Below are 21,890 nucleotides of genomic sequence, written 5' to 3' on the forward strand. Positions count from 1 at the left end.
AAGGAGAGACCCATGAAGCTCACGCAAAGTGGCGGCCGGACCGCTGCCGGGCCAGCCGACTGGTTCACAGGCACGGTGTTGATCGACGGCATCCGCGACCCTGACGACCAGTCGGTGATCGGCTGCGCCCACGTGCGGTTCACCCCGGGGGCGCGAACCGCCTGGCACACCCACCCCTACGGACAGACCCTCTACGTCACCGACGGCATCGGCCTGGTCGCCAAGCGCGGAGGAGAGGTGCGGGAGATCCGCCCCGGCGATGTCGTCTACATCGAGCCCGGCGAAGAGCACTGGCACGGGGCCACCGCAGACCGGTTCATGGCCCATGTCGCGCTCCAGGAGGCAGACGACCACGGTCAGATGGTGACATGGCTCGGCCACGTCACGGACGACGAGTACCGCGGCAGCTGACCGGCCGACATCGAGCTGACGCCCACGCAGATCCGCGCTCACCAGCAGGGTGGCCGCCAGGCCCGGCGGCGTGCCGGGCTGGCACGAGTCGCGCGCTCATCGGCAGGAGCGCGCCGCAGGCGGCTCCGGGGCGCGCACGGACGGCGGCATGTGCGGACGCCGGCGTCCACCGCGCCGTGGCATGAGCGCCCGTTGCGTCGCGGCCGTTCGCCGGACGAAGGTGCCAACTCTCGGTGGCAGCAGGCGAAGGTTGTGCGCCGGAGAAGACCTAGGGAGGCCCGGCGGGGCCCGGGGGCCCATAGGAACGGCCTCCGGGCCGCGGTCGCGCGTGTGGGTTAGGCAGCACAAAGGTCGGTTGTCACGGCCAACGGGCGGGAGGCCGCTATGTCGGCGGCGAGGGCCTAGAGGCGGGACCCGCCGCACCCCCGGACCGCAGAAACTCGGGGAACTTGCGCGTGAGGTCGTAGACCACAACCGACAGGAAGCCGGTCGCCACTCCGCTTGCCCACTCGGTGTTGCCGTAATATCGCAGCAGGCCGACGCTGATGGCCACCAGTGCCGCGAGGGACACCAGTTCCACGCTGGCACGTAATCGCTCCTCGCGGGTGCGCGCGCTCGCATACGTGCCCCACACACCGCCGGCCAGCAAGAATCCCGCCGCAGCCACGAACCACCACATGCTGGCCTCCACTCGTTCTAGAAGTTCCACGGGATGTCGGGCGCGCCCCAGTCCGTCAGTTCGCTGAACGCTCGCCACCGGTCATCGTCCGCATATCCGATGGCAACCGGTATCACGCGGATACGCGCGCCGGAGGCGCCAGTCCGTGGGACGTCGAACACCAGTGAGCCGTAGCCTTTGCGCTCGTCATAGAAGCGGCTGCCGGGCGCAATAGAAGCCTCGGGCAACTCGGTCGCGAAGCTCATGGTCGACTCGTCCGGAGCGACGACGACGACGTCACGAGGGTTCGCCGGGAACGCATACAGCCCGTACGGCGTGCCGTTGACGGTCACCGTCTGCATCGAGTCCAGCACGACCGCCTGGGTCGCCTCAGCGACGACAAGTTCGCGGCCGGACCAGAGCTCGCCGACGATACCTCCGTCGTCCGATTGCGCCGGGATCTCGTACTCAAGAGTCGCACCGCCTGCCACTAGGCCCATGAGATAGAAGCGTTCGGGGTCGAGGTCGGCCGGCGCCGTCGCACCGGAGGCGTCCAGTCCAAGCTTGATCTTGAAGAAGCTCCGGTCGTCGGCCACGGTGCTCTGGCACGAACAGAAGGCAACGACGTCGAGCGACACGGGCCTTTCGGAGATCCAGGACCTGAAGTTGAGCTCGCGGGTCGCCGAAGACTCCAGGTTGGTGACAGATCTGACGGACGTCACGGAGAGGTCGCCGTCAGCGGCCACCAGGAGAGCTCCGTCCGACGCAATCTCCAGCACACCAGGGTCGGGGATGTGGTAATCGCCCGCCTTCTCGACGGAGGGAGCGCGGCTCGGGACGATGTGGTCCACCGCCCCCATCGGATCCATCCGGTGGACGCCGTCCACGGTCGTCCAGTAAAGGTTTCCAAGTTCGTCGTACTCCAAGTCCCGGATCGACTCGTCCTCCGGCAGCACCTCATACAGCACGCTGGTCGTCTGCCCGTCGACCGCGACGATCCGGCGGCCCGACTGGTCGAGCAGCGCGAGTTCCCCTGCGTGCGAGGCCGCGATCTTGAGCACACCGTCGAGGGCCACGGGGCGGCCGGATGAAATAATGCGGGCGCCCGCCGCGTCGGCCAGACCGATGGCGTCCGGAAGAACGCTCGGCTCGAAGTTGGAGCCGGACACGACGCCGCCGGAGGTCACCGGACGTACGGCCGAAAGCGTGGACTTGCCGAGCGGCCCCGACATGAACAGCGTCGAATCGCTGCCTTCCGCGAAGTCCTCGATCGGTCCGAGAGTCGCCGAGGCGTCGTCCGGCAGGGTTGCCTTGGTGACGCTGAGAGAGCCTTCTGCTCCTGGACCGAGAGGCAACGTCACGCCTGCCTGGTACAGGCCGGTCGAGGACCCGAGCCAGAGCGCACGACCTGGATCTGCCGCAGAGACGCTGACAGCACGGGAAAAATCGCCCTGGTCGGGTTGGACATTGAGCGCCTCCATCGAGGTGATCGCTCCCACTTCTTGATTCATGGGCAGGCGCCGCGCCGACCGATTCTGCGGATCGACGTACCACACCTCGCTTTCGCCCTGGTCGCTTCCGAGCGCGAGGTAAGTCAGCCCGTCGGTGCTGCTGGCGATTGCCTGGACTTTGGATCCCGTTGGAGGAGGTCCGTCCACGGACTCACGGAAGAGGCGCGGGTCAATGTTGGTCGTGAGGCTGCCCGGATTCGCCGGGACAGGGAGCGGGTCGCTGGGTGTCGTCGGCTGCGCAAGCCCGGTCGCGGCAGCGGCGAGTGACGCTGCCACAAAGCCTGTGAAGATGCCGATGGGCGCAAGCCGCCGCCAGCGGGTCCGAGCGACGGGAGGCGGTGCGGGACGCGGGGCGCTCGGCCGGGGTCGACGCGCTTCGTCGGCCAACCTCGGGGACGGTGGAAGGTCGCGCCGCTTCTGCGGTCGGGCTTTGCGCTTCTTTCGAGCCATCGCGTGAACGTCCTGAGAGGCTGGGACGGACCGCAGTGGTTGCTCCCGAGTGCCACTTGTCCGCAGGCTTGCCGGATCTGGTGCTCGAAGCGACCAACGCGGGGGTGAAACGGGCCGGTTGTGAGTGTAGGAGTTCCTGTGGACAGGTCGGGGGTGATTCCTAGGGAAGCGGTTCTTCGCGCACGAGTTCACTGAGCGAGTGCAGCCAGTGCAGCCAGTGCGGACGAGGCCCCGGCGCGACGTCCCCGATGAGGCACGCCAGACGTGGCGGGGTGGGCGGCTCAGCGACCGTGGTGTCGTCCAGCATGTTGCCCTCTTGTGTGTGCCAAAACGTTGGCGGGCTCAAGGGTCAACACATCACCACGATGATCACGACCCGTGGAGGTGCCCGTGCCCCGACCCCAGCTGTCCCACGAGCAGCAGGACCGCGCCTGGGAAAAGTGGCGCACCGAGCAATCAGTGCGCTCTGTCGCTCACGACCTCGGCGTCCCCGTCCAGTAGGCCCGTCGGCACTTCGCCGTGACCGGTGGTGTCGGCACCCCGCCCAGCGAGTCGCTCGGCCCGGCACTGTCGCTGGTCGAGCGGGAGGAGGTCTCCCGCGGCCTTGCGGCCCGGTGACAGCCTGCGCGCCATCGTGTCCGCTCTCGGTCGCCCGCCACGCCGGCTGCCGCCCGACAGGTCCCCATCACGACGGGTTGACACCGCGCGCAACAGAAGGGAGCCATGGGCGGATGTCGGCGGGCACCGGGGCAGGGCTGCCTGCCCCCCTGGCCGAGCCGGAACCGGCGGCGGATCGTTGACGGCATGCGACGAGACGAGAGCCGAGCAGTCGACGCGTTCTGCCAGCGCCTGGCCGATGGGCGATCGCACCCCTTGGCCGGAGAAGCGGCATCATGCTTCGCATGGATGAGCAGTTGCAGGGTGTCCTGCTCGGCGGTCGTGGCGCTGATCGGAGTGGCGGCCGAGTGGCTCAGGGACCGGCGCCGCCTCAGCCACGAACGTCTGCTCGCGGCCGAGCAGCGTGAGCACGAGATGAGCGAGAAGCGGTACGACGACGTAAGAGCGGTGTACCTGCGCTTCGCCACGGAGATGCGCAAGGTTGTAGACCGAGCGGAGGGGTTCCAAATGGACCTTGGATACACCTACGGCTCGGGACCCGGCGATCCGGAGCCGTGGGACGTCCACCAGCCCGGTCCCGAGCAGGCATTGGCGGAGCTGCAGCTGTTGGCCGGCGCCGAACTCTACGAGGCGGCAGGCACCTGGCTGAAGCGGTATTACGAGCACTGGTGGCATGCCGCCACACCCGAGGAGCAACGAAAGGTAGAGGTCCGTGGGGCCGAAGAACAGTATGTCGTGGCAGGCAGGCGCGCACTCGGGCTGACCGGGTGAGCCGTGCGATCCATGATCACCTTGGCGCAGAATCACGCGCTCGTCGACACCGTGCTCGAGGTGGCCGGCGGGCGCCCTGTAGTCGTCGATAGGAGACGGCAACCTATTGTCCGGTGTATGGTGCGTGAATGCTGGACCTACCCTCTAACGCGCCCGGATGGCTTGGCTGGGTGCTCTTTGGCCTGCTTCTTGTAGTCTCCGTCTTGCGGGAGATTCAAAACGCTCGAGCGGGTTCAGTGCAGCGGGAGAAAGTCAAGGCGGAGACTCAGAAGATTCGACTCGACATGCTGGGTGCGTCTGCTGACGGCTACATCAAGCAAATTGAGGTCATCAAAGACGTCATGACGGCCGATCCTCTTGCTGTGCCATCGCGCCGAGACCTGAGAGCGCTCGAGAATCGGGGGCGTCGGCGACCTGGTTTGAAGCACAATGCCGCCCAGATCGCTCACCTCGGAGCAAGGATCGAGGCACGAGAGGGTTTGCCGGATCTGCTCGATCGGCTGGGGAAGGTGCGAAACCAGCAGGCACAGTTGGAGCGAGACCTGGGTGTCGGAGTCACCGTAGCAGAACGCGACATTGCCAGCATCAAGGACGACATGGACGCGGTCGGTGAGGATCTGCGCCAGCTGATCCGCCTTCTTTCGGAATCGCCTCGCATACTGGTTCGTCGCTCCGATGAGCCCCTTCCTGCTGGGCGCGAAGGTGACCTCATCACCATGGTGGAGCCCGAGGACTACGAGGACTCATAGGATTGCTCGACGCGAGCGGCCATTGGGCTGTGGCGTTCAACAGTCGACTGCTCTCTGTCGCCGACCTGCGGGCGACGCCTGAGCCACCCGCACATCGGCAGACGCGCGCTCGAGCTCAGGCTCCTGAGGCAGGCGGGTGGCGAGGACGTCGTCGGTCGATGCCGGCGTCGGGCGTGGTGGTTGCGTAGGGGTCGGTGCCCGGTGTTGCCCGCAGTCCCGCGTCCTGTCAGCCTGCGGCCGCTACCGGCCCTTGCTGGTCGTGAGGGTGCTGGGCGGACCGCTCTTGGAAGGCGAGGACCGCCGGGTCGAGGACGTGCCCGTCGCTGATCGGGATCGCCCGCCGAATCGTGGCGTTGGCCTCCCACGACGCGGGTCCTCCCATCACGGTCCGCAGGAACGGCAGCAGTGCCTCGCTGATCTCCCAGCTCGCGGAGTCCCACAGCAGGGACGGGCTGTGGTCGACGGCGTAGTAGCCGGATGTGGTCGCCGACCTCACGCATCGGCTCCGCGAATGACGTGGGCCGGGCCCACTCGAACCCCATGCCCTCGTCGCAGGAGACGTCCACCACGAGGCTGCCCGGGCTGAACGCCGCCAGGTCCTGCGTGCGCAGGTACATGTGCGGTGCCTGCGGGTCCTGCAGGGTGCAGTTGACCACGACGTCGTCACGGGCGAGGAAGGGCGCGAGCGGCACCCGGGCGCGGTCGGCGACGACGTGGCTGCCGGACCCCTCCTCCAGGACCAGCCGTCCGCGCAGATCGGCGTCGACCCGTTCGAGGTGGCGCGGGTGCAGGGCGACCCGGCGCTCGTCGGGCTTGTGCGAGGTCCCCAGGACCCCAGCGTGAGCAGCTCGGTCACCGAGGTCCCTCCGTCCGGGTCGACGCCGGGACCGGTGCCCGGGCCGGGCGACGTGCTCGGCTCACTGCTGACCCCTCGGGGCCGGCCCCGCGTGCGCGTCGGTGCGCTCGGGTGCTGCTCGGGTGCTGCTCGACCAACCTAGCGCCGCCTGCGGCGATCGCCGCAGGCGCCGCACGCGCCGAGCGCCGCAGGCGGACGGCGCCCCGCACCGTCGACCCGCGATATTCGACCCGCGCGCCAGGGTCCGGACGGCCCGAACAGGGCTACCGTCGAGATGACGGCACGTGCCCACAGTGCAGCTCTCTGCACTCGCGCGACGCCAGCAGTGCGTGCGAATCGAGTCATCGTGGCCGCGAGCCGGACCCCCACCGACGTCCGCCCCTCCCCGCCCAGCGGCCCCGAGCGTGGGTCCGGCGCCGCTCCGGGGCCGAGGGGACACATCGGCCGGGTCGTGACCGGATCGCTGGCCGCGGGACTCCTCGCGGCCGCGCTGCTCGCCGCGGCACCGTTCGTCCCGGCACGGGAGAGTGCCGTCACCGGCGCGATCCTGTGCGGCTTCGCCGTGGGGTGGGCCCTGCTGGCCGTGCTGTCGGTGCGGTCCACCGATCAGCCCCAGCGGTGGGCCGGCGTCCCGGCGCTGGTCATGGGCGTGGGCGGGCTCGTCCTGCTGGGGTTCGGGCGGCCGGCCCGGGACGTGCTCGACTGGGTCTGGCCGCCGGTCGTGCTGGTGCTGGCGACCTGGATGCTCGCCGTGGCGCACCGACGGCTGCGCAGCCCCAGCAGGCGGTGGGTTCTCTACCCGGTGATCGCCGCGCTGGCGCTGGCCGGGCTGGGCGGCGGCTACCAGACCGTGGCCGTCGCATCGGACGCCCGGGAGTTCCCGATGCCTGGGCAGCTGGTCGACGTCGGCGGGCACCGCCTGCACCTGAGCTGCACCGGCACTGGCAGCCCCACCGTGGTCCTGCAGCCGGGCCTCGGTGAGATGTCGTCCACCATGGGATGGATCGCGCCGGCGGTGGCCCGGCAGACCCGTGTGTGCGTCTACGACCGGGCCGGTCGCGGGTGGAGCGAGCCGTCCGACACCGCCGAGGACGCCACCCAGATCGCGACCGAGCTGCACACGCTGCTGGGACGGGCGGGCGTCCAGGCGCCCTACGTGCTGGCCGGCCACTCCTTCGGTGGCCGCTACGTGCTCACCTACGCCGCCCGCTACCCGGACGATGTCGCCGGGATGGTGCTGATCGACACCACGCCACCGGCATCGCAACCGGGTCCGGCGGTCGCGGCGCCGGGCGGGCGCGGCTCCGACGACGCGGTGGCGCGCGTGTCGGCGCTGGCCGCGGCCGCCGCCCGACTCGGCGTGGCCCGGCTGTACAGCCAGCTCGTGCCCGGCACGCTGCCTGCGCGGCCGGCGGGCGAGGTGCGCGCCAGCACCTCGACGGCCGACAACTTCGCCAGCTTCGTCGACGAGTTCGCCCAGGGCAACGCCTCCGCGCAGGAGGCCGCGGGCTTCACCGACTTCGCCGACAAGCCCCTGGTCGTGCTGACCGCGGGCGCCGGCGGCGACCCCGCCGACGCCGCGGCGCACGTGCGCCTGGCCTCCATGTCGACCGACGGCGTGCACCGCGTCATCGACGGCGCCACCCACCAGTCGCTCATCGCCGACCACGACGACTCGGCCGCCACCGCCCGAGCCGTCCTCGACGTCGTCGCGTCGCTACGCACCGGCAGCCGGCTCACCGACTGAGTCGACGTCCCCGTCCGGATCGGTGGCGGGCACGTCGCACGCCGCGCACCTGCGGCTCACCAGACCGTTCGCCCCGTCCGGGAACGGTGACAGGGACCGACCCGTCCCGGGGCCGGTCCGACCGGGCAGTGAGGAGCACCCCATGAACGAGAACGGAACGTCCTATCCCGTGCGCGTCGACGCATCGCTCGACCCGTCCCTGTCCCGCGGGCTGTGGCTGGTCAAGTGGCTGCTGCTCATCCCGCACTACGTCGTGCTCGCGTTCCTGTGGGTCGCGTTCCTCGTCGTGAGCGTCATCGCGTTCTTCGCGATCCTGTTCACCGGGCGCTACCCACGGCCGCTCTTCGAGTTCAACCTCGGCGTGCTGCGGTGGGGCTGGCGGGTGGACTACTACGGCTACCGGGCGCTGGCCACCGACCGGTACCCCCCGTTCACCCTGCGCGACGTCGAGGACTACCCCGCGCACGTCGTCGTGCCCTACCCGGAGCGGCTGTCCCGTGGCCTGGTCCTGCTGAAGTGGTGGCTGCTCGCCCTCCCGCACTACCTCATCCTGTCGGTCCTCATCGGGGGAGGGGCCTGGCTCGGGACGCGGGACTGGTCCGACGCCGCCGGGTCCGACGCCGGCCGGACGGCCGTCAGCCTGATCGGGCTGCTCGTCCTGATCGTCGGGGTCGCCCTGCTGTTCACCGGCCGCTACCTGGCCTCGCTGTACCCGTTCATCGTCGGGGTGAACCGGTGGGCGCTGCGCGTGGTGGCCTACGCGGCGCTGATGACGGACGCCTACCCGCCCTTCCGGCTCGACCAGGGCGGCACCGACCCGGGCTGGTCGCCGTCCGACGACGCCACGCCGTCGCCGACGGGAGCGCCGATCGCGGCGCCGGCCGTACCCCCCGTGCCGGCGGTCTGACCGGACCGGACGGCTGGCCCTCCCAGCCCCGTCAGCACCGTCGACCAGGCGTCGCCCGTCGCGGAGGCGTCGACCCACCCGAGGAGATCGCCATGACCATCACCCCCACCACCCTTGCTCGTGCGGCCGCCCTGGCGGCCGTCGTCGCCGGGCTCGCCTACATCACCATCCAGCTCATCCACCCTGCCGACGACGTCGCCTCGCTCGCGACGCAGGCCTGGACGGGCGTGCACCTCCTCAGCTTCGCCGAAGCCGTCCTCGCCCTGGTCGGCGTCACCGGGGTCTACCTCCGCCAGGTCCGACGCCTCGGGGTGCTCGGTCTCGTCGGGTACGTCCTGTTCGCTTTCTTCTTCGTGCTGCAGTCTGCCTTCAACTTCGCCGAAGCCCTCATCGCCCCGCTGATCGCGGTGAGCTCCCGCCAGCTCGCCGTGGACTTCGTCGGCCTCTTCGGGCAGGACCCGGCAATGACCGATCTCGGGCTGCTCGCCGTGGTCCCGCAGCTGGGAGGTGCGCTCTACGTCGTCGGAGCGATCGTGCTCGGCATCGCCATCGTCCGGGCCCGAGTCCTGTCCCGCGGGGCCGGCATCCTGCTGATCGCCGCCGCCGCCGTGACGCCCGTCGCCGGTGCGCTGCTCGCCCACCCGCTCGATCGCATCGCTGCCGTCCCCATGGGGCTGGCGCTCATCTGGCTCGGCGTCTCGCTCTGGTCCCACCCCGGCGGGGACTCGACGGAGCGTCCGTCGAGCCCACGGGAGAACCCTCTCGAGCCGGCCCTGGCGGTGTGAGGGCCCGCGACAGCTCCCCTCTGCTCGGGTCCTGCTCGTCTCCTGCTCGTCTCCGGCGAGAACGCGCTCGCGAGCACGTTCCGGGACGTCGCATCCCTCCGTGCGGCACCGGTCGCCGTCACGCCGCGCCAGCGGGGTCGGCGCCGGCGAGCCCGGCGAGGTGCCGGCGCCAGCCGCCGGTCGTGGTGATGTCCCGGGCATCGTGGAGTGCGAGAGGCTCGCACAGGAACCCGCTCACGGTCGCGCCGTCGGCGAGCCGGACCGGGCCGATCGCCATGGGGTGCGGGAGGGCCGCGACCAGCTCGGCGAAGCCCGCCGGCGGCAGCGCCCACACCTCGACCTCGATGCGGGACCCGCCCTGCTCGACCCGCTCGAGCCCCGGCTTGGCCGGCGTCGTGGACAGCGCGTGCAGCCGGTACTCCGGCGCGGTGGTGGTCGTCCCCACGAACGTGCCACCGCGCCCGGTGAGCTCGCCGTTGAGGGGCTGCCCGCGCAGGTGGGCGCCGACCACGGCCAGCGGGACGGTCGCTGCGCCCGTGCCTCGGACCGGCCGGTCACCGGCGGGCTCGCCCGTGAGCAGCCGCCCCAGGCCGGCCAGCCGCGCGTCCGAGAACGCGGGGCCGCAGAGCTGGACGCCGAACGGCAGCCCGTCGACCTCCCCGGCCGGGACGGCGACGGCGGCCAGGTCGAGCAGGTTGGCGAAGTTCGTGAACCGGCCCAGGTCGCTGTTGACCCGCACGGGGTCGGCCCGCACCGCGGCCAGGGTCGGGTGCTGCGTCGTGGTGGGCAGCAGCACCGCGTCCAGACCGGCGAGCCTACGGGCCGCCGCCAGGCGCAGCTCGTCGAGCGTCTCGAGGTCCGTGAAGTACCGGTGGGCCGGCAGCTCGCCCGCCGCCCGGATGATGCCACCGACGACGGGGTCGACCGCGTCCGGGTGCGTGCTGACGAACGTGCCGACCGCGGCGTACCGCTCGGCCACGAAGGCGCCGTCGTACAGCAGCCGGGCCGCGGCGAGCAGCGGGTCGATGTCGACCGGCACGGTCCGCACGCCCGCCGCCCGCAGGTCGGTGGCCGCGCGCTCGAACGCCGTGGCCCAGCCGGGTGCGAGCGCGCCGAGCGCCGCGGTGTCGGGCACGCCGACCACGCCGGGACCGGTGGTCACCGCGACCGCAGCGCCGGTCCGGGCCAGCGGGTCCGTGCCGTCGGGTCCGGCGAGCACGCCGAGCACCCGTTCGGCGAGCGCGACGGTGTCCGCGAACACCGAGACGCAGTCCAGCGTGCGGCACGCGGGCACGACGCCGGTGACCGGCACCAGGCCGCGGGTCGGCTTGACGCCGACCAGGCCGTGCAGCGCCGCCGGTACCCGCCCGGATCCCGCGGTGTCGGTGCCGAGGGCGAGGTCGGCGATCCCCAGCGCGACCGCGACGGCCGAGCCGCTGCTGGACCCGCCGGAGATGCGGTCGGGTGCGGTCGCGTGCCGGACGGCGCCGTACGGGCTGCGGGTGCCGACCAGGCCGGTGGCGAACTGGTCGAGGTTCGTCGTGCCGAGCACCACCGCGCCGGCGTCCCGCAGCCGCGCCACGGCGGTCGCGTCGGCGGGCGCCGGACCGTCGGCGAACGAGGGGCACCCGGCGGTGGTCGGCAGCCCCGCCACCGCGATGTTGCCCTTGACCGCCGCCACCAGCCCGGCGAGCGGCAGGTGCTCGCCGGCCGCGACGCGCTCGTCCACCCGGGCGGCGTCCGCCAGGAGGTCGTCGTCCGGTCGCAGGTCGATGAACACCTCGGGTCGGTCGACCTGCGCGATCCGCGCCAGCGCCGCGCGGACCCGCTCGGTCGCCGTCGCGCCGCTCGCCCCGCTCACGCCGCGACCTGCTGCTCGACGACGACCAGGACCTGGCCGGGGGAGACCTGGTCGCCGGGGGTCACCGACACCGCGGTGACGGTGCCGGACACGGTCGCGACCACGGGGGCCTCCATCTTCATCGCCTCCAGCGCGAGCAGAACCTGCCCTTCGACCACGACGTCACCGGGGCGGACGTCGATCCGGAACACCGTGCCCACGAAGGGCGCGCCGACGCCGTCGGAGCCGTCCGGCACCTCGACGCCGTCGGGCACGGGGGCGGCGAGCTCGGGCTCCGCGCGGCGGTCGAACTCGCCGGCCGCCTCCCACGCGTCGCGCTCGGTGGAGAACGCCGCCGCCTGCCGGCGCTGGAAGTCGGCGATCGACCCCGCGTGGTCGGCGAGGAACCGCTCGTGGTCGGCCAGGGCGAACTGCCCGGGCTCGATCCGCAGGTCCAGGCCGCCCGCACGGGCGTCCGCCCGCAGGTCGAGCAGCTCGTCGGCGCCTACCGGGTACCACTTGATGACGTCGAAGAACCGCAGCAGCCACGGCGTCCCCGGCTCGAAGGCGCCGCGCTGGGTGTGCGTCGACCACACCGGCACGGTGCGACCGACGAACTGGTAGCCCCCGGGGCCCTCCATGCCGTAGATGCACAGGTAGGCGCCGCCGATGCCGACCGCGTTCTCCGGCGTCCAGGTGCGCGCCGGGTTGTACTTCGTCGTCACCAGCCGGTGGCGCGGGTCCAGCGGGGTCGCGACCGGGGCGCCGAGGTAGACGTCGCCCAGGCCCATGACGAGGTAGTCGGCGTCGAACACGGTCCGGTACACGTCGTCGACCGAGCCCAGGCCGTTGATGCGGCGGATGAACTCGATGTTCCATGGGCACCAGGGGGCGTCGTCGCGCACGCCGGCCATGTAGCGCTCGATCGCCTCCCGGGTCGCCGGGTCGTCCCAGGACAGCGGCAGGTGCACGGTCCGGCTCGGCACCACGAGGTCGCTGGTCGCGGGCAGCTCGTGCTCGACCGCACGCACCAGGTCCAGCGCGGTCCGCAGCGGCAGGACGTCGGGGTCCAGGTGCAGCTGCAGGGACCGGATGCCCGGGGTGAGGTCGACCAGCCCGCGGGCGGCCCGGCCGCCGTCGGCGACCAGGCGCTCGCGGACCGCCTCGGCGAGCGCGTGCACCCGCATCCGGGAGGCCAGGTCGAGCTGCATGGGGCCGTACTCGACCAGCAGGTTGTCGTCCCCCGACCGGCGGTAGGTCACCTCGGGGTGGTGGGCCTCGGCGGGGGCCCGGCCCAGGACGCCGCCGTCGTCGTGCGCGGGGCGGGACGGCACCGGTCGGGTCTGCGGCGTCGTCCGCAGGGTCGCTGCCTGCGCCTCGTCGACGGGCACGAAGCGGACCGTGTCGCCCGGGCGCAGCTGGCCCAGCTTCCACATCTGCCCGACGGCGACCGTCGCGGGGCAGGTGAAGCCGCCCAGGCTGGGACCGTCGGGGCCCAGCAGGATGGGCAGGTCGCCGGTGTAGTCGACGGCGCCGACCGCGTACGGGGTGTCGTGGATGTTGGACGGGTGCAGCCCCGCCTCGCCGCCGTCCGGCCGCGCCCAGGTGGGCTTGGGGCCGACGAGCCGCACGCCGGTGCGCGCGGAGTTGAAGTGCACGGACCAGCGGGCGGCGTAGAACTCCGCCACGTCGCCCGGCGTGAAGAACTCCGGTGCGGCGTGCGGGCCCTCCAGGGCGCCGATCTCCCAGGTGTCGGTGAGCACGGGGCGCTCGGCCGGCGGGACGGCGGTCGCTGCCGGCGTGCCGACCGGCTCGGTGCGGGGCAGCGGCAGCCCGTCGCCGGCGCGCAGCGGTCCACCGGTGGTGCCGCCGATCCGGCCGAGGTCGAAGGTCGCCGCCGAGCCGAGCACCGGCGTGACGTCCAGGCCGCCGCGGACGAGCAGGTACGTGCGCATGCCTGCGGTCGGTGCGCCGATGTCCAGGACGCCGCCCGCCGGGACGTGGACCGGCTGCCACTGTGGCGCGCGCGTCCCGTCGACGGTGACTGGCGCCGGGGCGCCGGTGACCATGACGGTGGCCGCGGTGCGGAACCGCAGCGCCGGGCCGGCCAGCGTGCACTCCAGCCCGGCCGCGCCCTCGTCGTTGCCCAGCGCGCGGTTGCCCAGCCGGAACGACAGGTCGTCCATCGGCCCCGACGGCGGGATGCCCACGTGCCACAGGCCGGTCCGGCCGGGCCAGTCCTGGACGGTCGTGAGCATGCCGGGCCGCACCACCTCGACCCGCGGGTCGGCGTCCTCGACGTGGGCGACCGTGCCGGTGTGGTGCGCCGCGTCGAGCACGACGGGCGTGCGCGCGATCGACCGCAGCAGTCCGAGGTTGGTCGCGATGCCGTCGACCCGGGCCGAGTCCAGCGCGGTCGCCAGCGCGCCCCATGCCGCGTCGCGGTCGTCCCCGGCGGTGATGACCTTGGCCAGCAGCGGGTCGTAGTGGGTGGTGACCTCGGTGCCGGCCTCGACCCAGGTGTCGACCCGGGCGTCGTCGGGCATCCGCAGCGCGGTCACCGTGCCGGCGCTGGGCAGGTGGTCGCGATCGGGGTTCTCGGCGTACACGCGCGCCTCGACGGCGTGCCCGCGCGGGGTCAGCTCGGTCCGCACGACCGAGGTGTCGCCCTGCGCCAGGCGCAGCATCCACTCCACGAGGTCGACGCCGTACACGGCCTCGGTGACCGGGTGCTCGACCTGCAGCCGGGTGTTCACCTCGAGGAAGGCGGCCTCCTCGCGCTCGGCGTCGTAGACGTACTCGACCGTGCCGGCTGAGCGGTAGGCGACCGAGGCGCACAGGTCCCGGGCGGCGTCCGCGATGCCGGCCCGGACGGCGTCGGGCAGGCCGGGCGCGGGTGCCTCCTCGCAGACCTTCTGGTGGCGGCGCTGCAGGGAGCAGTCGCGGTCGCCGAGCGTCACCACGGTGCCGGCGCCGTCGCCGAAGACCTGCACCTCGACGTGCCGGGCGGCGGTGATCAGCCGCTCCAGGAAGACCCCCGCGGTCCCGAAGCTCGCTCCGGCGGTGCGCCGCACCGACTCCCACGCGGCCGTCAGCTCCGCGGCGGACCGGCACGCGCGCATCCCGATCCCGCCTCCGCCGGCGGTCGCCTTGAGCATCACGGGGTAGCCGATCCCGTCGGCCGCCACGAGCGCCTCGTCGAGGGAGCCCAGCAGCCCGGTGCCGGCGAGCATCGGCACCCCGACCGCCCGGGCGGCGTCCCGCGCGGTGTGCTTGGAGCCGAACAGCTCGAGGTGCTCCGGGGCCGGGCCGACGAACGCGATGCCGGCCGCCTCGGCGGCCCGGGCGAAGGCCGCGTTCTCGGACAGGAACCCGTAGCCGGGGTGGATGGCGCCGGCGCCGGCGTCGACGGCGGCCTCGATGATCCGGTCGGCGCGCAGGTAGCTCTGCGTCGCGGGTGCGGGGCCGAGCAGCAACGAGCGGTCGGCGAGCCGGACGTGCGGGGCGCCCGCGTCGGCCGCGGAGTGGACCGCGACCGTCCGCAGGCCCAGCGCGCGCGCCGTGCGCAGGATGCGGACGGCGATCTCGCCGCGGTTGGCTACGAGCAGGGTGTCGAAGCTCATGTCAGCGGTCCTGTCCCGCGGTGGTGGTGGTGGCGGTGGTGCTGCGGCCCCGGGTGGGGTCGGCGTCGTCGGCCGCGGGCGTCGTGACGACCATCCGCACGGGAGTGGGGTCGAAGCCGTTGCACGGGTTGTTGACCTGGGGGCAGTTGGACAAGATGACGAGGGTGTCCTTCTCCGCCCGCAGCGTGACGGTGAGCCCGGGCGCGGAGATGCCGTCCACGATGCCCAGGGCGCCGTCGGGGTCCACCGGCACGTTCATGTACCAGTTCACGTTCGACACCAGGTCGCGGGCGGTCAGGCCCCAGCGGCTGCCCTCGAGCAGGAAGTTCTCCGCGCACGCGTGCTGGCCCGCGGTGTGCCGGCCGTAGCGCAGCGCGTTGGACTCCTTCGAGCACGCCCCACCGAGGGTGTCGTGCCGGCCGCAGTCGTCGGCGACGACGGTCAGCAGCGGGTCGTGCTCGCTGTCGAGCAGGACGCTGCCGGTGGTGAGGAAGATCGACCCCTGCGCCGCGATGGTGTCCGGGGCGCTGTAGCGCCGGGAGGTGTCGTGGGCGTCGTAGGCGAGGAAGTCGACCGCCTGGTTGCCCTCGAGGTCGACGATCGAGAGCTCCGCGCCGGCCGGCAGCACGGTCGACCACGGCGCGCGGGCGGGCACGACCTCGTCGAGCAGCACGGTCGGCCGGGAGGTGGGGTACGTGTCGGTGCTCATCGGATCCCTCTCGTGGTCAGGTAGGCGGCGGTCGCGTCCAGCGCGCGCCGCCCCTCGGGGGTCGCGGTCCACCGCGGGTCGGACGGCGTCGTCGGCGCGCTGCGCCAGCCCAGGACCTCGAGCGGCCCGCTGGTGAAGTGCGGCCGGGGGTCGAGCGGGTGCGCGGTGTTCGCGACCAGCACGAGCAGCCGCATCTCGGCGAGCAGCGTCACGTGCGTGCCCGCACCGGCCGACCCGCTGCTGTGCGCTCGCCCGTCGGCGTCCACCGTGACCCCGTGGAAGAAGGAGATGCTCGGCGGGAGGTCGCGCCGGCCGAGGCCGTGCTTGGCGGCGGCCAGGGTGAACAGCTCGCGGCCGGCCGGGGCCGGACCGTGGGCCGAGCCGTCGCCGTAGCGCTCGTCGTTGCGTCGCCGGGTCGTGGTGCCGAACAGTGCGTCGTGGTGCCCGGACGTGTCGTCGAGGACGCTCGCCAGGACGCGGCCCTGCCCGGACAGCAGCGCGTGGCCCGCGGTGAGGTGGACCTGCCACTGCACCTTGACGGTGTCGGCGACGCTGAGGCGTTCCCACGGCTCGTCGGCGTTGAGCAGCAGCACGTGCGCGCACGCGTCGCCGGTCAGGTCGGTGAGACGGATCGCCGTCCCGCGGTCGACCACCGCATGGGTGTACCCGCCGCCGGCCACCGTCTCGGCCCAGACGAGGTCGGCGGGCCGCACCCCGTCCGGCGGGCTCGGCCACGCGCTCGCGGGCAGGGTGGGCATCGCCGTCACCTGCCCGACGGCGGCCGCCTCCTGGGCGCGGGCGTGCTCGCGGGCCCCTGCGGTGGTGCTCGTGCCGTTGCTGCCGGTCATGTGGCTCCCCGCTCGTTAATCTGTTGATCGACAGGAACAGGGTGCGGTGCCGCTGTTCCGCAGTGGTCACCGCGAGGTAAACGGGCTGTAACGCGGTGATAGGTTCGGCCGCGAGATGGCACGCAGACCGGGACGACCGCGCGCGAGCGCCGGGCCTGACACGGGGCGGGGGACCGCGCAGGACATCCTCGACGCGGCCGCGGCGCTGTTCTGCACCGTGGGGTACACCTCCACCAGCACCTACGCCATCGCCGAGCGCGCCGGCGTCCGGCAGGCCTCGATCTACCACCACTTCGCCGGCAAGCACGCGATCCTGCTCGAGCTGCTGCTCGGCACGGTGCGTCCCTCGCTCGCCAACGTGGATGCGCTCGCGGGCGGTGATGCCCCGATCCCGGCGCGGCTGTGGGCGCTGTGCCACGCCGACGTGACCCTCCTGTGCGCGGGCCGGGACAACCTGGGGGCCCTGTACCTCCTGCCCGAGGTCGCCGACGACCGCTTCGCGGAGTTCCGCCGGCTGCACGCGGACCTGCGCACCGGGTACGAGCGCCTCGTCGCCGGGTTCCCCGGGGTGGCGCCGGAGGAGGCCCCGGACCTCGCCGCCCTCGTGCTCGGGCTGGTCGAGAGCGTCATCCTGCTCCGCCGCGGGGAGCCGGCGCTGCGCGCGCAGGACGTCGCACCGCGGGTGGCCGACGCCGTCCAGCGCATCCTCGGCCTGCCGCACGAGCGGATCGCCGAGGTGCGCGCGCAGGGCCTGGCGCTGGGCGCGGGCCTCCCCGCGTCGGGCTGACCCGACCGCGTCCGGACCCGGGACGCGGGTGTCGCGGGCGGCCCGCGAGCTCGGGCCGGCAGATTTAACACGTCCGTTTCACGGCGGCAGCGAGCCGGACACGGCCCCGGTGGTCAATGAACCTGTCGCTCGACAGGAAGTCGGCGGCATCGGTCCGCGGTCCCCGACCGCCTCCGCACCGCGCGGAGCCCAAGCCCCCTGGAGCTGCCGTGATCATCGCTGGTGTCGGTCTGAGCGTTCTCGCCGTCGTCCTGGTCGGCATCCTCGTCGCCCGCAAGGTGGACGGTGACAGCGCCAACTTCCTCGTCGCCGGACGGCGCCTGGGTGTCCCGCTGGTCGCGGCGTCCCTCATGGCCGCCGCCGTGGACTCCAACGCGACGGTCGGCAACACCGACCTCACGTCCGCGTTCGGCTTCTGGTCCGGGGCCTCGCTCGCGCTCGGCCTGGCGCTGTGCCTGCTGCTCACGGGGCTGTTCCTGGCCCGGCCGATGAACCGGATGGGCTTGTTCACCCTGGCCGACTTCTACCGGCTGCGGTACGGGCGCGGGGTCGAGGTGGGGTCGTCCGTGCTGATGATCTTCGCCTTCGCGATCCTCATGGCGGGCAACCTGGTGGCGTGCGGCTTCCTGCTCGAGCGCTTCCTCGGGCTCGACTACACGGTCGGCGTGCTCATCGCGGTCGCGCTCGTGCTGGTGTACACGATCGGCGGCGGGATGTTCTCCGACGCGTACACCGCCGCGATCCAGATCGTCATCACGCTGGTGGCGACCGTCGCCCTGCTGTGGTGGGTCGGGTCGACCATCGGCTTCGCGATCCCCGAGGGCATGGGACCGTTCGACCTCGCCCAGCTGACGTCCACCGATGCCGGCGCCCCGATCAACTGGGCGACGCTGCTGTCGCTCGGGATCGGCGACATCGTCGCCATCGACTTCATGCAGCGGATCTTCTCCGCCCGCAGCCCCGAGGTCGCGCGACGCTCGTGCTTCACCGGCGCCGCCGGGACCGCCGTGATCGGCGTCGCCTACGCGCTCGTGTCGCTCGCGGCGGTCTCGGCGCTGGGGCTGGACATGGCCGACGGGCCGGTGCTGTTCACGCTGCTGGACAGCTACGCGCCACCGGCCCTGACCATCCTGGTGCTGTCGGGAATCGTCGCCGCGTCGTTCTCGACGGCGTCCGGGGCCATCCTGGCGACCTCCGCCGTCGCGGTGCGCAACATCTTCGGGGTGCGTCGGGTCGCCACCGAGCCCGGCACCGCCGACCCGCTGCTGCGCTGGACGCGGCTGGCGATGGTGCCCGTGGTGCTGCTCGGCGTCACCGTGGCGCTGCAGGTCGCGCAGACCGGCATCCTGCTCACGCTGGCCTTCGACCTCATGCTGGCCTGCCTGGTCGTGCCGTTCCTGCTCGGCCTGTTCTGGAAGCGCGGCGGGACCCGCGCCGCGGTCGCGGCGATGGTGACCGGGCTCGTCGTCCGCATCACGCTGTTCGTGCTCACGCCCACGATGTACGGGGTGCCCAACGACGTCGCCTACCTCCCCAACGACCTGGTGCCGGCGTCGTTCGACGGCTGGCCGACGATGTACGGGGCACTCGCCTCGCTGCTGGCCTACCTCGTCGCGGCGGCGGTCTGGCCGCGCGCGGTCACCGAGGAGGCCTGGGCCATCGCCGACGGCGACGCGTTCGCGGCGGCGCCGGTCGTGCCCGCCCCGGCACCCGCCTCCGTCCCCGGCGGCGCGGGTGCGGTCGCCGCGGCTGCGGCCCCGGTCGTGAGCGGCGACGTCGAGGCGCCGGCGTCCGCCGTACCGGCCGGGGTGGCGTCGTCGACCGAGCGGGCCTGAGGCGGCGCCCCTCGAGCGGTACCGCGGGCGTGGGCGCCGCCGCGCGGGCGGCGCCGATACCCCCCCGGGTGCGCGCGCGGCGGACAATGGTGCCGACAGGACAGCCGGCGGCCGGCGCGTCGAGCCGGGCGGCCGCGTGACCACGGGAGCACCGATGACGAACCTCGACACGCGGCCTGACGCGGTGACCTGCGACGACGCCCCTCGGGGTGCCGGCTCCACGAGCGTGGAGGTGCTCACGCCGCGCGACGTCCCGCTCGGCGGGGTCCGGGCCATGACGGTCCGCCGGACCCTGCCGCAGCGTGCCCGATCCTTCATCGGTGCGTGGTGCTTCCTCGACCACTACGGGCCGGACGACGTCGCGGTCACCGGCGGGATGCGGGTGCCCCCGCACCCGCACACCGGGCTGCAGACGGTCAGCTGGCTGTTCTCCGGGGAGGTGGAGCACCGCGACAGCCTCGGTACGCACGCCGTCGTGCGCCCGGGGGAGCTCAACCTCATGACCGCCGGTTACGGCATCAGCCACTCCGAGGACTCCACGCCGGCGACCACGGTGCTGCACGGCGTCCAGCTGTGGACGGTCCTGCCCGAGCGACACCGGGGGACGGCGCCGGCCTTCGACCACCACGTCCCGCCGGTGACCGGGCTCGACGACGGCGCCGTGCGGGTCTTCCTCGGCTCGCTCGCGGGCTCGACGTCGCCGGTGCCGACCTTCTCGCCGCTGCTCGGCGCCGAGGTCGTTCTCGGCGGCGGGTACGCGCACACGTTCGCGGTCGACCCGACGTTCGAGCACGGCGTCCTGGTGGACACCGGCACGGTGGAGGTCGGTGCGGGGGACGTCCTTCGGGGCGAGGACGGCTCGGGCGGGGCGCACGGTGTGCAGGGGCGGGCCGGGGAGCTGCTGTACGTGCCGGCGGGGACGACGTCGCTCACCGTGCGGGCCTCCGACGGCGACGTCCGGCTCGTCCTCATCGGCGGTGAGCCGCTGGGGGAGCGCATCGTCATGTGGTGGAACTTCATCGGCCGCGACCACGACGAGGTGACCCGGGCGCGCCGGCAGTGGCAGGCGCAGATCGGCGCCGACGACGCCGAGATCGCCGCCGAAGGGGACCCGTCCGGCGGTGACACCACCCGGGCCGATCTCGGCGGACCGGACGGCGTGCCCCCCGACGCCGTCCTCGACCCGGCCGCCGGGGCGCCGTCGGGCGGTCGTTTCGGGACGGTGACCGGCCACCCGCACCCACCCCTGCCGGCGCCGCCCATGCCGCACCAGCGGCTCAAGCCGCGCGGCTGAGGGCCCCGCACCGCCGGCGGACCTGCGCCGGGGGACGGACGCCGGGGGACGGAGCGGGGGACCTGCGCCGGGGGGGCGGAGCGGGGGACCTGCGCCGAGGGACCTTCGCCGAGGGACCTCCGCCGGGGGGCGGAGCGGGGGTCGGGCCGACGTCGTCGGAGGGTGGAAGTGGTCGGGGACGGGGCTGCCCGGTGATGGACGGGCGTCGTCGGGCACGCCACGGCCTGGGATCCTGGTGCCGTGGACACGCAACTCGTCGCGGACCTGCGCACCGCGACCCGGACCCAGCACGAGCAGGCGGAGGCGATGCCGTTCGTGGGAGAGCTGATGGCCGGCCGGGTGCCGGTCGAGGCCTACGTCGACCTGCTCACGCAGCACCACGCGATCTACGGCGCCCTCGAGGCGGCCGAGCCGTTCGTCCGCGTTGACACGGCGGGGGCGACGATGCTGTTCGACGTGCTGTCTCGGAGCGCCGCGATCGAGCACGACCTGGCGGTGCTGCGCGGGCCGTCCTGGCGGCAGCACGGGCGCACCCTGCCGGCCACGGACCGCTACGTCGACCGGCTGCTCGCCGTCGCGGGGACGTGGGTGGGCGGGTACGTGGCGCACGCCTACACGCGCTACCTCGGCGACCTGTCCGGGGGACTGGCCATCCGGTCGGTGCTGCGCCGCGAGTACGGGCTCGGTGACGACGCGCTCCACTTCTACACGTTCCCCGGCATCGCCAAGCCCAAGCTCTTCAAGGACCTCTACCGGGCGCGGCTGGACGCCCTTCCGTTCGACGACGGCGAGCGGGCCCGCGTCGCGGAGGAGGCGGGGGTGGCGTTCCGGCTGAACGCCGAGGTGTTCGCGGACCTGGGGGCGGTGTACCTGTCCTGACGCGGGGCGCCGTCGCGGCGGCGGCTGGAGGCGGGGGTCGTCGTGGCGACGCGCCGACGACGGCGTCGGCTCGGTGTGCGGTGTCAGGTGCCGCGGGTGCCGCAGGCGCCGCGGGTGCGGTCGCGGGGCCGGCTGGGTACGGCCTGTGTCGGTGGTCGGTGGTCGGTGTTCGTCGGTCGGTCGGGGTGGCGGCCGTGCGGAGCCCCGCGCGGTGCGCCGCCGCGGTGGTGCGGGCGGGGAGGCGTCGCCATCGGGCGCCGGACAGTGGTGGACGCAGGACGGCGGTGATGTTGGTGGACCCGCGGACGGCGGTAGGGGGGCGGTGTGGGGCGGGCAGCGAACGGCTGGGGTGGAGCGCCGCCGCAGGCGTCGAACGGCGCACTTCACGCGCCGCGCCGGGATCCGGGAGGCGCGATGGGCGCCCCGGCGCAAGCGAGCCGCGCGGACGGCTGCGCCGATTCGCGGTCCCGCTGCACTTCTTTCATCGCGACGCGACAACAGCGCTCTTGACGGCCGAGGCAGTCGACCGCTGAAGGCGCCGTGAACTCGAGCAAACCGGTCCACAGCCCGCTCGGGTGAAACGCCGTCCACAAACGCTGATGGCCACGGCGG

16 protein-coding genes and 1 pseudogene are annotated in these 21,890 nt (G+C 73.1%); 10 read left to right on the top strand and 7 right to left on the bottom strand.

Annotation, left to right across the window (positions count from 1 at the left end):
• The first annotated feature begins 12 nt into the window (after positions 1–12).
• Entirely contained in the window at positions 13–411 is a 399-nt protein-coding gene (locus Q0840_RS12240; RefSeq protein WP_298459819.1) for a cupin domain-containing protein, read from the top strand.
• A gap of 382 nt (positions 412–793) precedes the next feature.
• On the opposite strand, the gene Q0840_RS12245 is transcribed toward Q0840_RS12240, so the two are convergent.
• Entirely contained in the window at positions 794–1,090 is a 297-nt protein-coding gene (locus Q0840_RS12245; RefSeq protein WP_298459820.1) for a hypothetical protein, read from the bottom strand.
• 17 nt (positions 1,091–1,107) lie between these two features.
• Positions 1,108–2,856, bottom strand: a complete 1,749-nt coding sequence (locus Q0840_RS12250; protein WP_298459821.1) for a hypothetical protein — start codon at positions 2,854–2,856, stop codon at positions 1,108–1,110.
• A 1,113-nt stretch (positions 2,857–3,969) separates the two neighbouring features.
• On the opposite strand from Q0840_RS12250, the gene Q0840_RS12255 reads away from it, so the two are divergent.
• Entirely contained in the window at positions 3,970–4,419 is a 450-nt protein-coding gene (locus Q0840_RS12255) for a hypothetical protein (RefSeq protein ID WP_298459822.1), read from the top strand.
• Positions 4,420–4,547: 128 nt separating this feature from the next.
• Positions 4,548–5,168 carry a hypothetical protein gene (locus Q0840_RS12260; RefSeq protein ID WP_298459823.1) on the top strand — a complete coding sequence of 207 codons (621 nt, stop codon included), beginning with the start codon at positions 4,548–4,550 and terminating at the stop codon, positions 5,166–5,168.
• Between the two features lie 226 nt (positions 5,169–5,394).
• Here the strand turns inward: Q0840_RS12260 and Q0840_RS12265 are convergent.
• Positions 5,395–5,887 (bottom strand): annotated as a pseudogene (locus Q0840_RS12265) (alanine dehydrogenase); the annotation flags it as partial.
• 588 nt (positions 5,888–6,475) lie between these two features.
• On the opposite strand from Q0840_RS12265, the gene Q0840_RS12270 reads away from it, so the two are divergent.
• From Q0840_RS12270 to Q0840_RS12280, 3 genes are all read left to right on the top strand, one after another.
• Positions 6,476–7,771, top strand: a complete 1,296-nt coding sequence (locus Q0840_RS12270; protein ID WP_298459824.1) for an alpha/beta fold hydrolase — start codon at positions 6,476–6,478, stop codon at positions 7,769–7,771.
• 142 nt (positions 7,772–7,913) lie between these two features.
• Complete coding sequence (locus Q0840_RS12275; protein WP_298459826.1) at positions 7,914–8,678, top strand: DUF4389 domain-containing protein; 765 nt, start codon at positions 7,914–7,916, stop codon at positions 8,676–8,678.
• Positions 8,679–8,770: 92 nt separating this feature from the next.
• Positions 8,771–9,463 (top strand): hypothetical protein, encoded by a 693-nt coding sequence (locus Q0840_RS12280; RefSeq protein WP_298459827.1) that lies wholly within the window; start codon positions 8,771–8,773, stop codon positions 9,461–9,463.
• 118 nt (positions 9,464–9,581) lie between these two features.
• Here the strand turns inward: Q0840_RS12280 and atzF are convergent, their stop codons facing one another.
• From atzF to Q0840_RS12300, 4 genes are read right to left on the bottom strand one after another with little or no spacing between them, the layout of a single operon-like run.
• Complete coding sequence (atzF, locus tag Q0840_RS12285; RefSeq protein ID WP_298459828.1) at positions 9,582–11,324, bottom strand: allophanate hydrolase; 1,743 nt, start codon at positions 11,322–11,324, stop codon at positions 9,582–9,584.
• Complete coding sequence (gene uca, locus Q0840_RS12290; protein WP_298459829.1) at positions 11,321–14,926, bottom strand: urea carboxylase; 3,606 nt, start codon at positions 14,924–14,926, stop codon at positions 11,321–11,323. The genes atzF and uca overlap by 4 nt, the downstream gene beginning before the upstream one ends.
• Position 14,927: 1 nt before the next feature.
• Positions 14,928–15,635, bottom strand: coding sequence for an urea amidolyase associated protein UAAP2 (locus tag Q0840_RS12295; RefSeq protein ID WP_298459830.1), 708 nt, complete (start codon positions 15,633–15,635; stop codon positions 14,928–14,930).
• A complete protein-coding gene (locus Q0840_RS12300; protein ID WP_298459831.1) occupies positions 15,632–16,483 on the bottom strand; it encodes an urea amidolyase associated protein UAAP1 in 852 nt (283 codons plus the stop codon). The genes Q0840_RS12295 and Q0840_RS12300 overlap by 4 nt, the downstream gene beginning before the upstream one ends.
• A gap of 115 nt (positions 16,484–16,598) precedes the next feature.
• Between Q0840_RS12300 and Q0840_RS12305 the strand changes: the two genes are divergently transcribed.
• The 4 genes from Q0840_RS12305 (at position 16,599) to Q0840_RS12320 (ending at position 21,278) form a co-directional block, all read left to right on the top strand.
• A complete protein-coding gene (locus tag Q0840_RS12305; RefSeq protein WP_298459832.1) occupies positions 16,599–17,270 on the top strand; it encodes a TetR/AcrR family transcriptional regulator in 672 nt (223 codons plus the stop codon).
• Positions 17,271–17,479: 209 nt separating this feature from the next.
• Positions 17,480–19,105, top strand: a complete 1,626-nt coding sequence (locus Q0840_RS12310; protein ID WP_298459833.1) for a sodium:solute symporter family protein — start codon at positions 17,480–17,482, stop codon at positions 19,103–19,105.
• Positions 19,106–19,259: 154 nt separating this feature from the next.
• Positions 19,260–20,399 carry a pirin family protein gene (locus Q0840_RS12315; RefSeq protein WP_298459834.1) on the top strand — a complete coding sequence of 380 codons (1,140 nt, stop codon included), beginning with the start codon at positions 19,260–19,262 and terminating at the stop codon, positions 20,397–20,399.
• A 240-nt stretch (positions 20,400–20,639) separates the two neighbouring features.
• Positions 20,640–21,278 (top strand): heme oxygenase (biliverdin-producing), encoded by a 639-nt coding sequence (locus Q0840_RS12320; RefSeq protein ID WP_298459835.1) that lies wholly within the window; start codon positions 20,640–20,642, stop codon positions 21,276–21,278.
• Positions 21,279–21,890 lie beyond the last annotated feature (612 nt).

This window comes from uncultured Cellulomonas sp. (assembly GCF_947494015.1).
Taxonomy (GTDB): domain Bacteria; phylum Actinomycetota; class Actinomycetes; order Actinomycetales; family Cellulomonadaceae; genus Pengzhenrongella.

What these genes read in the sequence shown, in the direction of transcription:
- Q0840_RS12315 (WP_298459834.1), top strand. Translation starts at nt 19,260, where the DNA reads ATGACGAACCTCGACACGCGGCCTGACGCGGTGACCTGCGACGACGCC.
- Q0840_RS12260 (WP_298459823.1), top strand. Translation starts at nt 4,548, where the DNA reads ATGCTGGACCTACCCTCTAACGCGCCCGGATGGCTTGGCTGGGTGCTC.
- Q0840_RS12300 (WP_298459831.1), bottom strand. Translation starts at nt 16,483, where the DNA reads ATGACCGGCAGCAACGGCACGAGCACCACCGCAGGGGCCCGCGAGCAC.
- Q0840_RS12280 (WP_298459827.1), top strand. Translation starts at nt 8,771, where the DNA reads ATGACCATCACCCCCACCACCCTTGCTCGTGCGGCCGCCCTGGCGGCC.
- uca (WP_298459829.1), bottom strand. Translation starts at nt 14,926, where the DNA reads ATGAGCTTCGACACCCTGCTCGTAGCCAACCGCGGCGAGATCGCCGTC.
- Q0840_RS12295 (WP_298459830.1), bottom strand. Translation starts at nt 15,635, where the DNA reads ATGAGCACCGACACGTACCCCACCTCCCGGCCGACCGTGCTGCTCGAC.
- Q0840_RS12305 (WP_298459832.1), top strand. Translation starts at nt 16,599, where the DNA reads ATGGCACGCAGACCGGGACGACCGCGCGCGAGCGCCGGGCCTGACACG.
- Q0840_RS12240 (WP_298459819.1), top strand. Translation starts at nt 13, where the DNA reads ATGAAGCTCACGCAAAGTGGCGGCCGGACCGCTGCCGGGCCAGCCGAC.
- Q0840_RS12245 (WP_298459820.1), bottom strand. Translation starts at nt 1,090, where the DNA reads ATGTGGTGGTTCGTGGCTGCGGCGGGATTCTTGCTGGCCGGCGGTGTG.
- Q0840_RS12275 (WP_298459826.1), top strand. Translation starts at nt 7,914, where the DNA reads ATGAACGAGAACGGAACGTCCTATCCCGTGCGCGTCGACGCATCGCTC.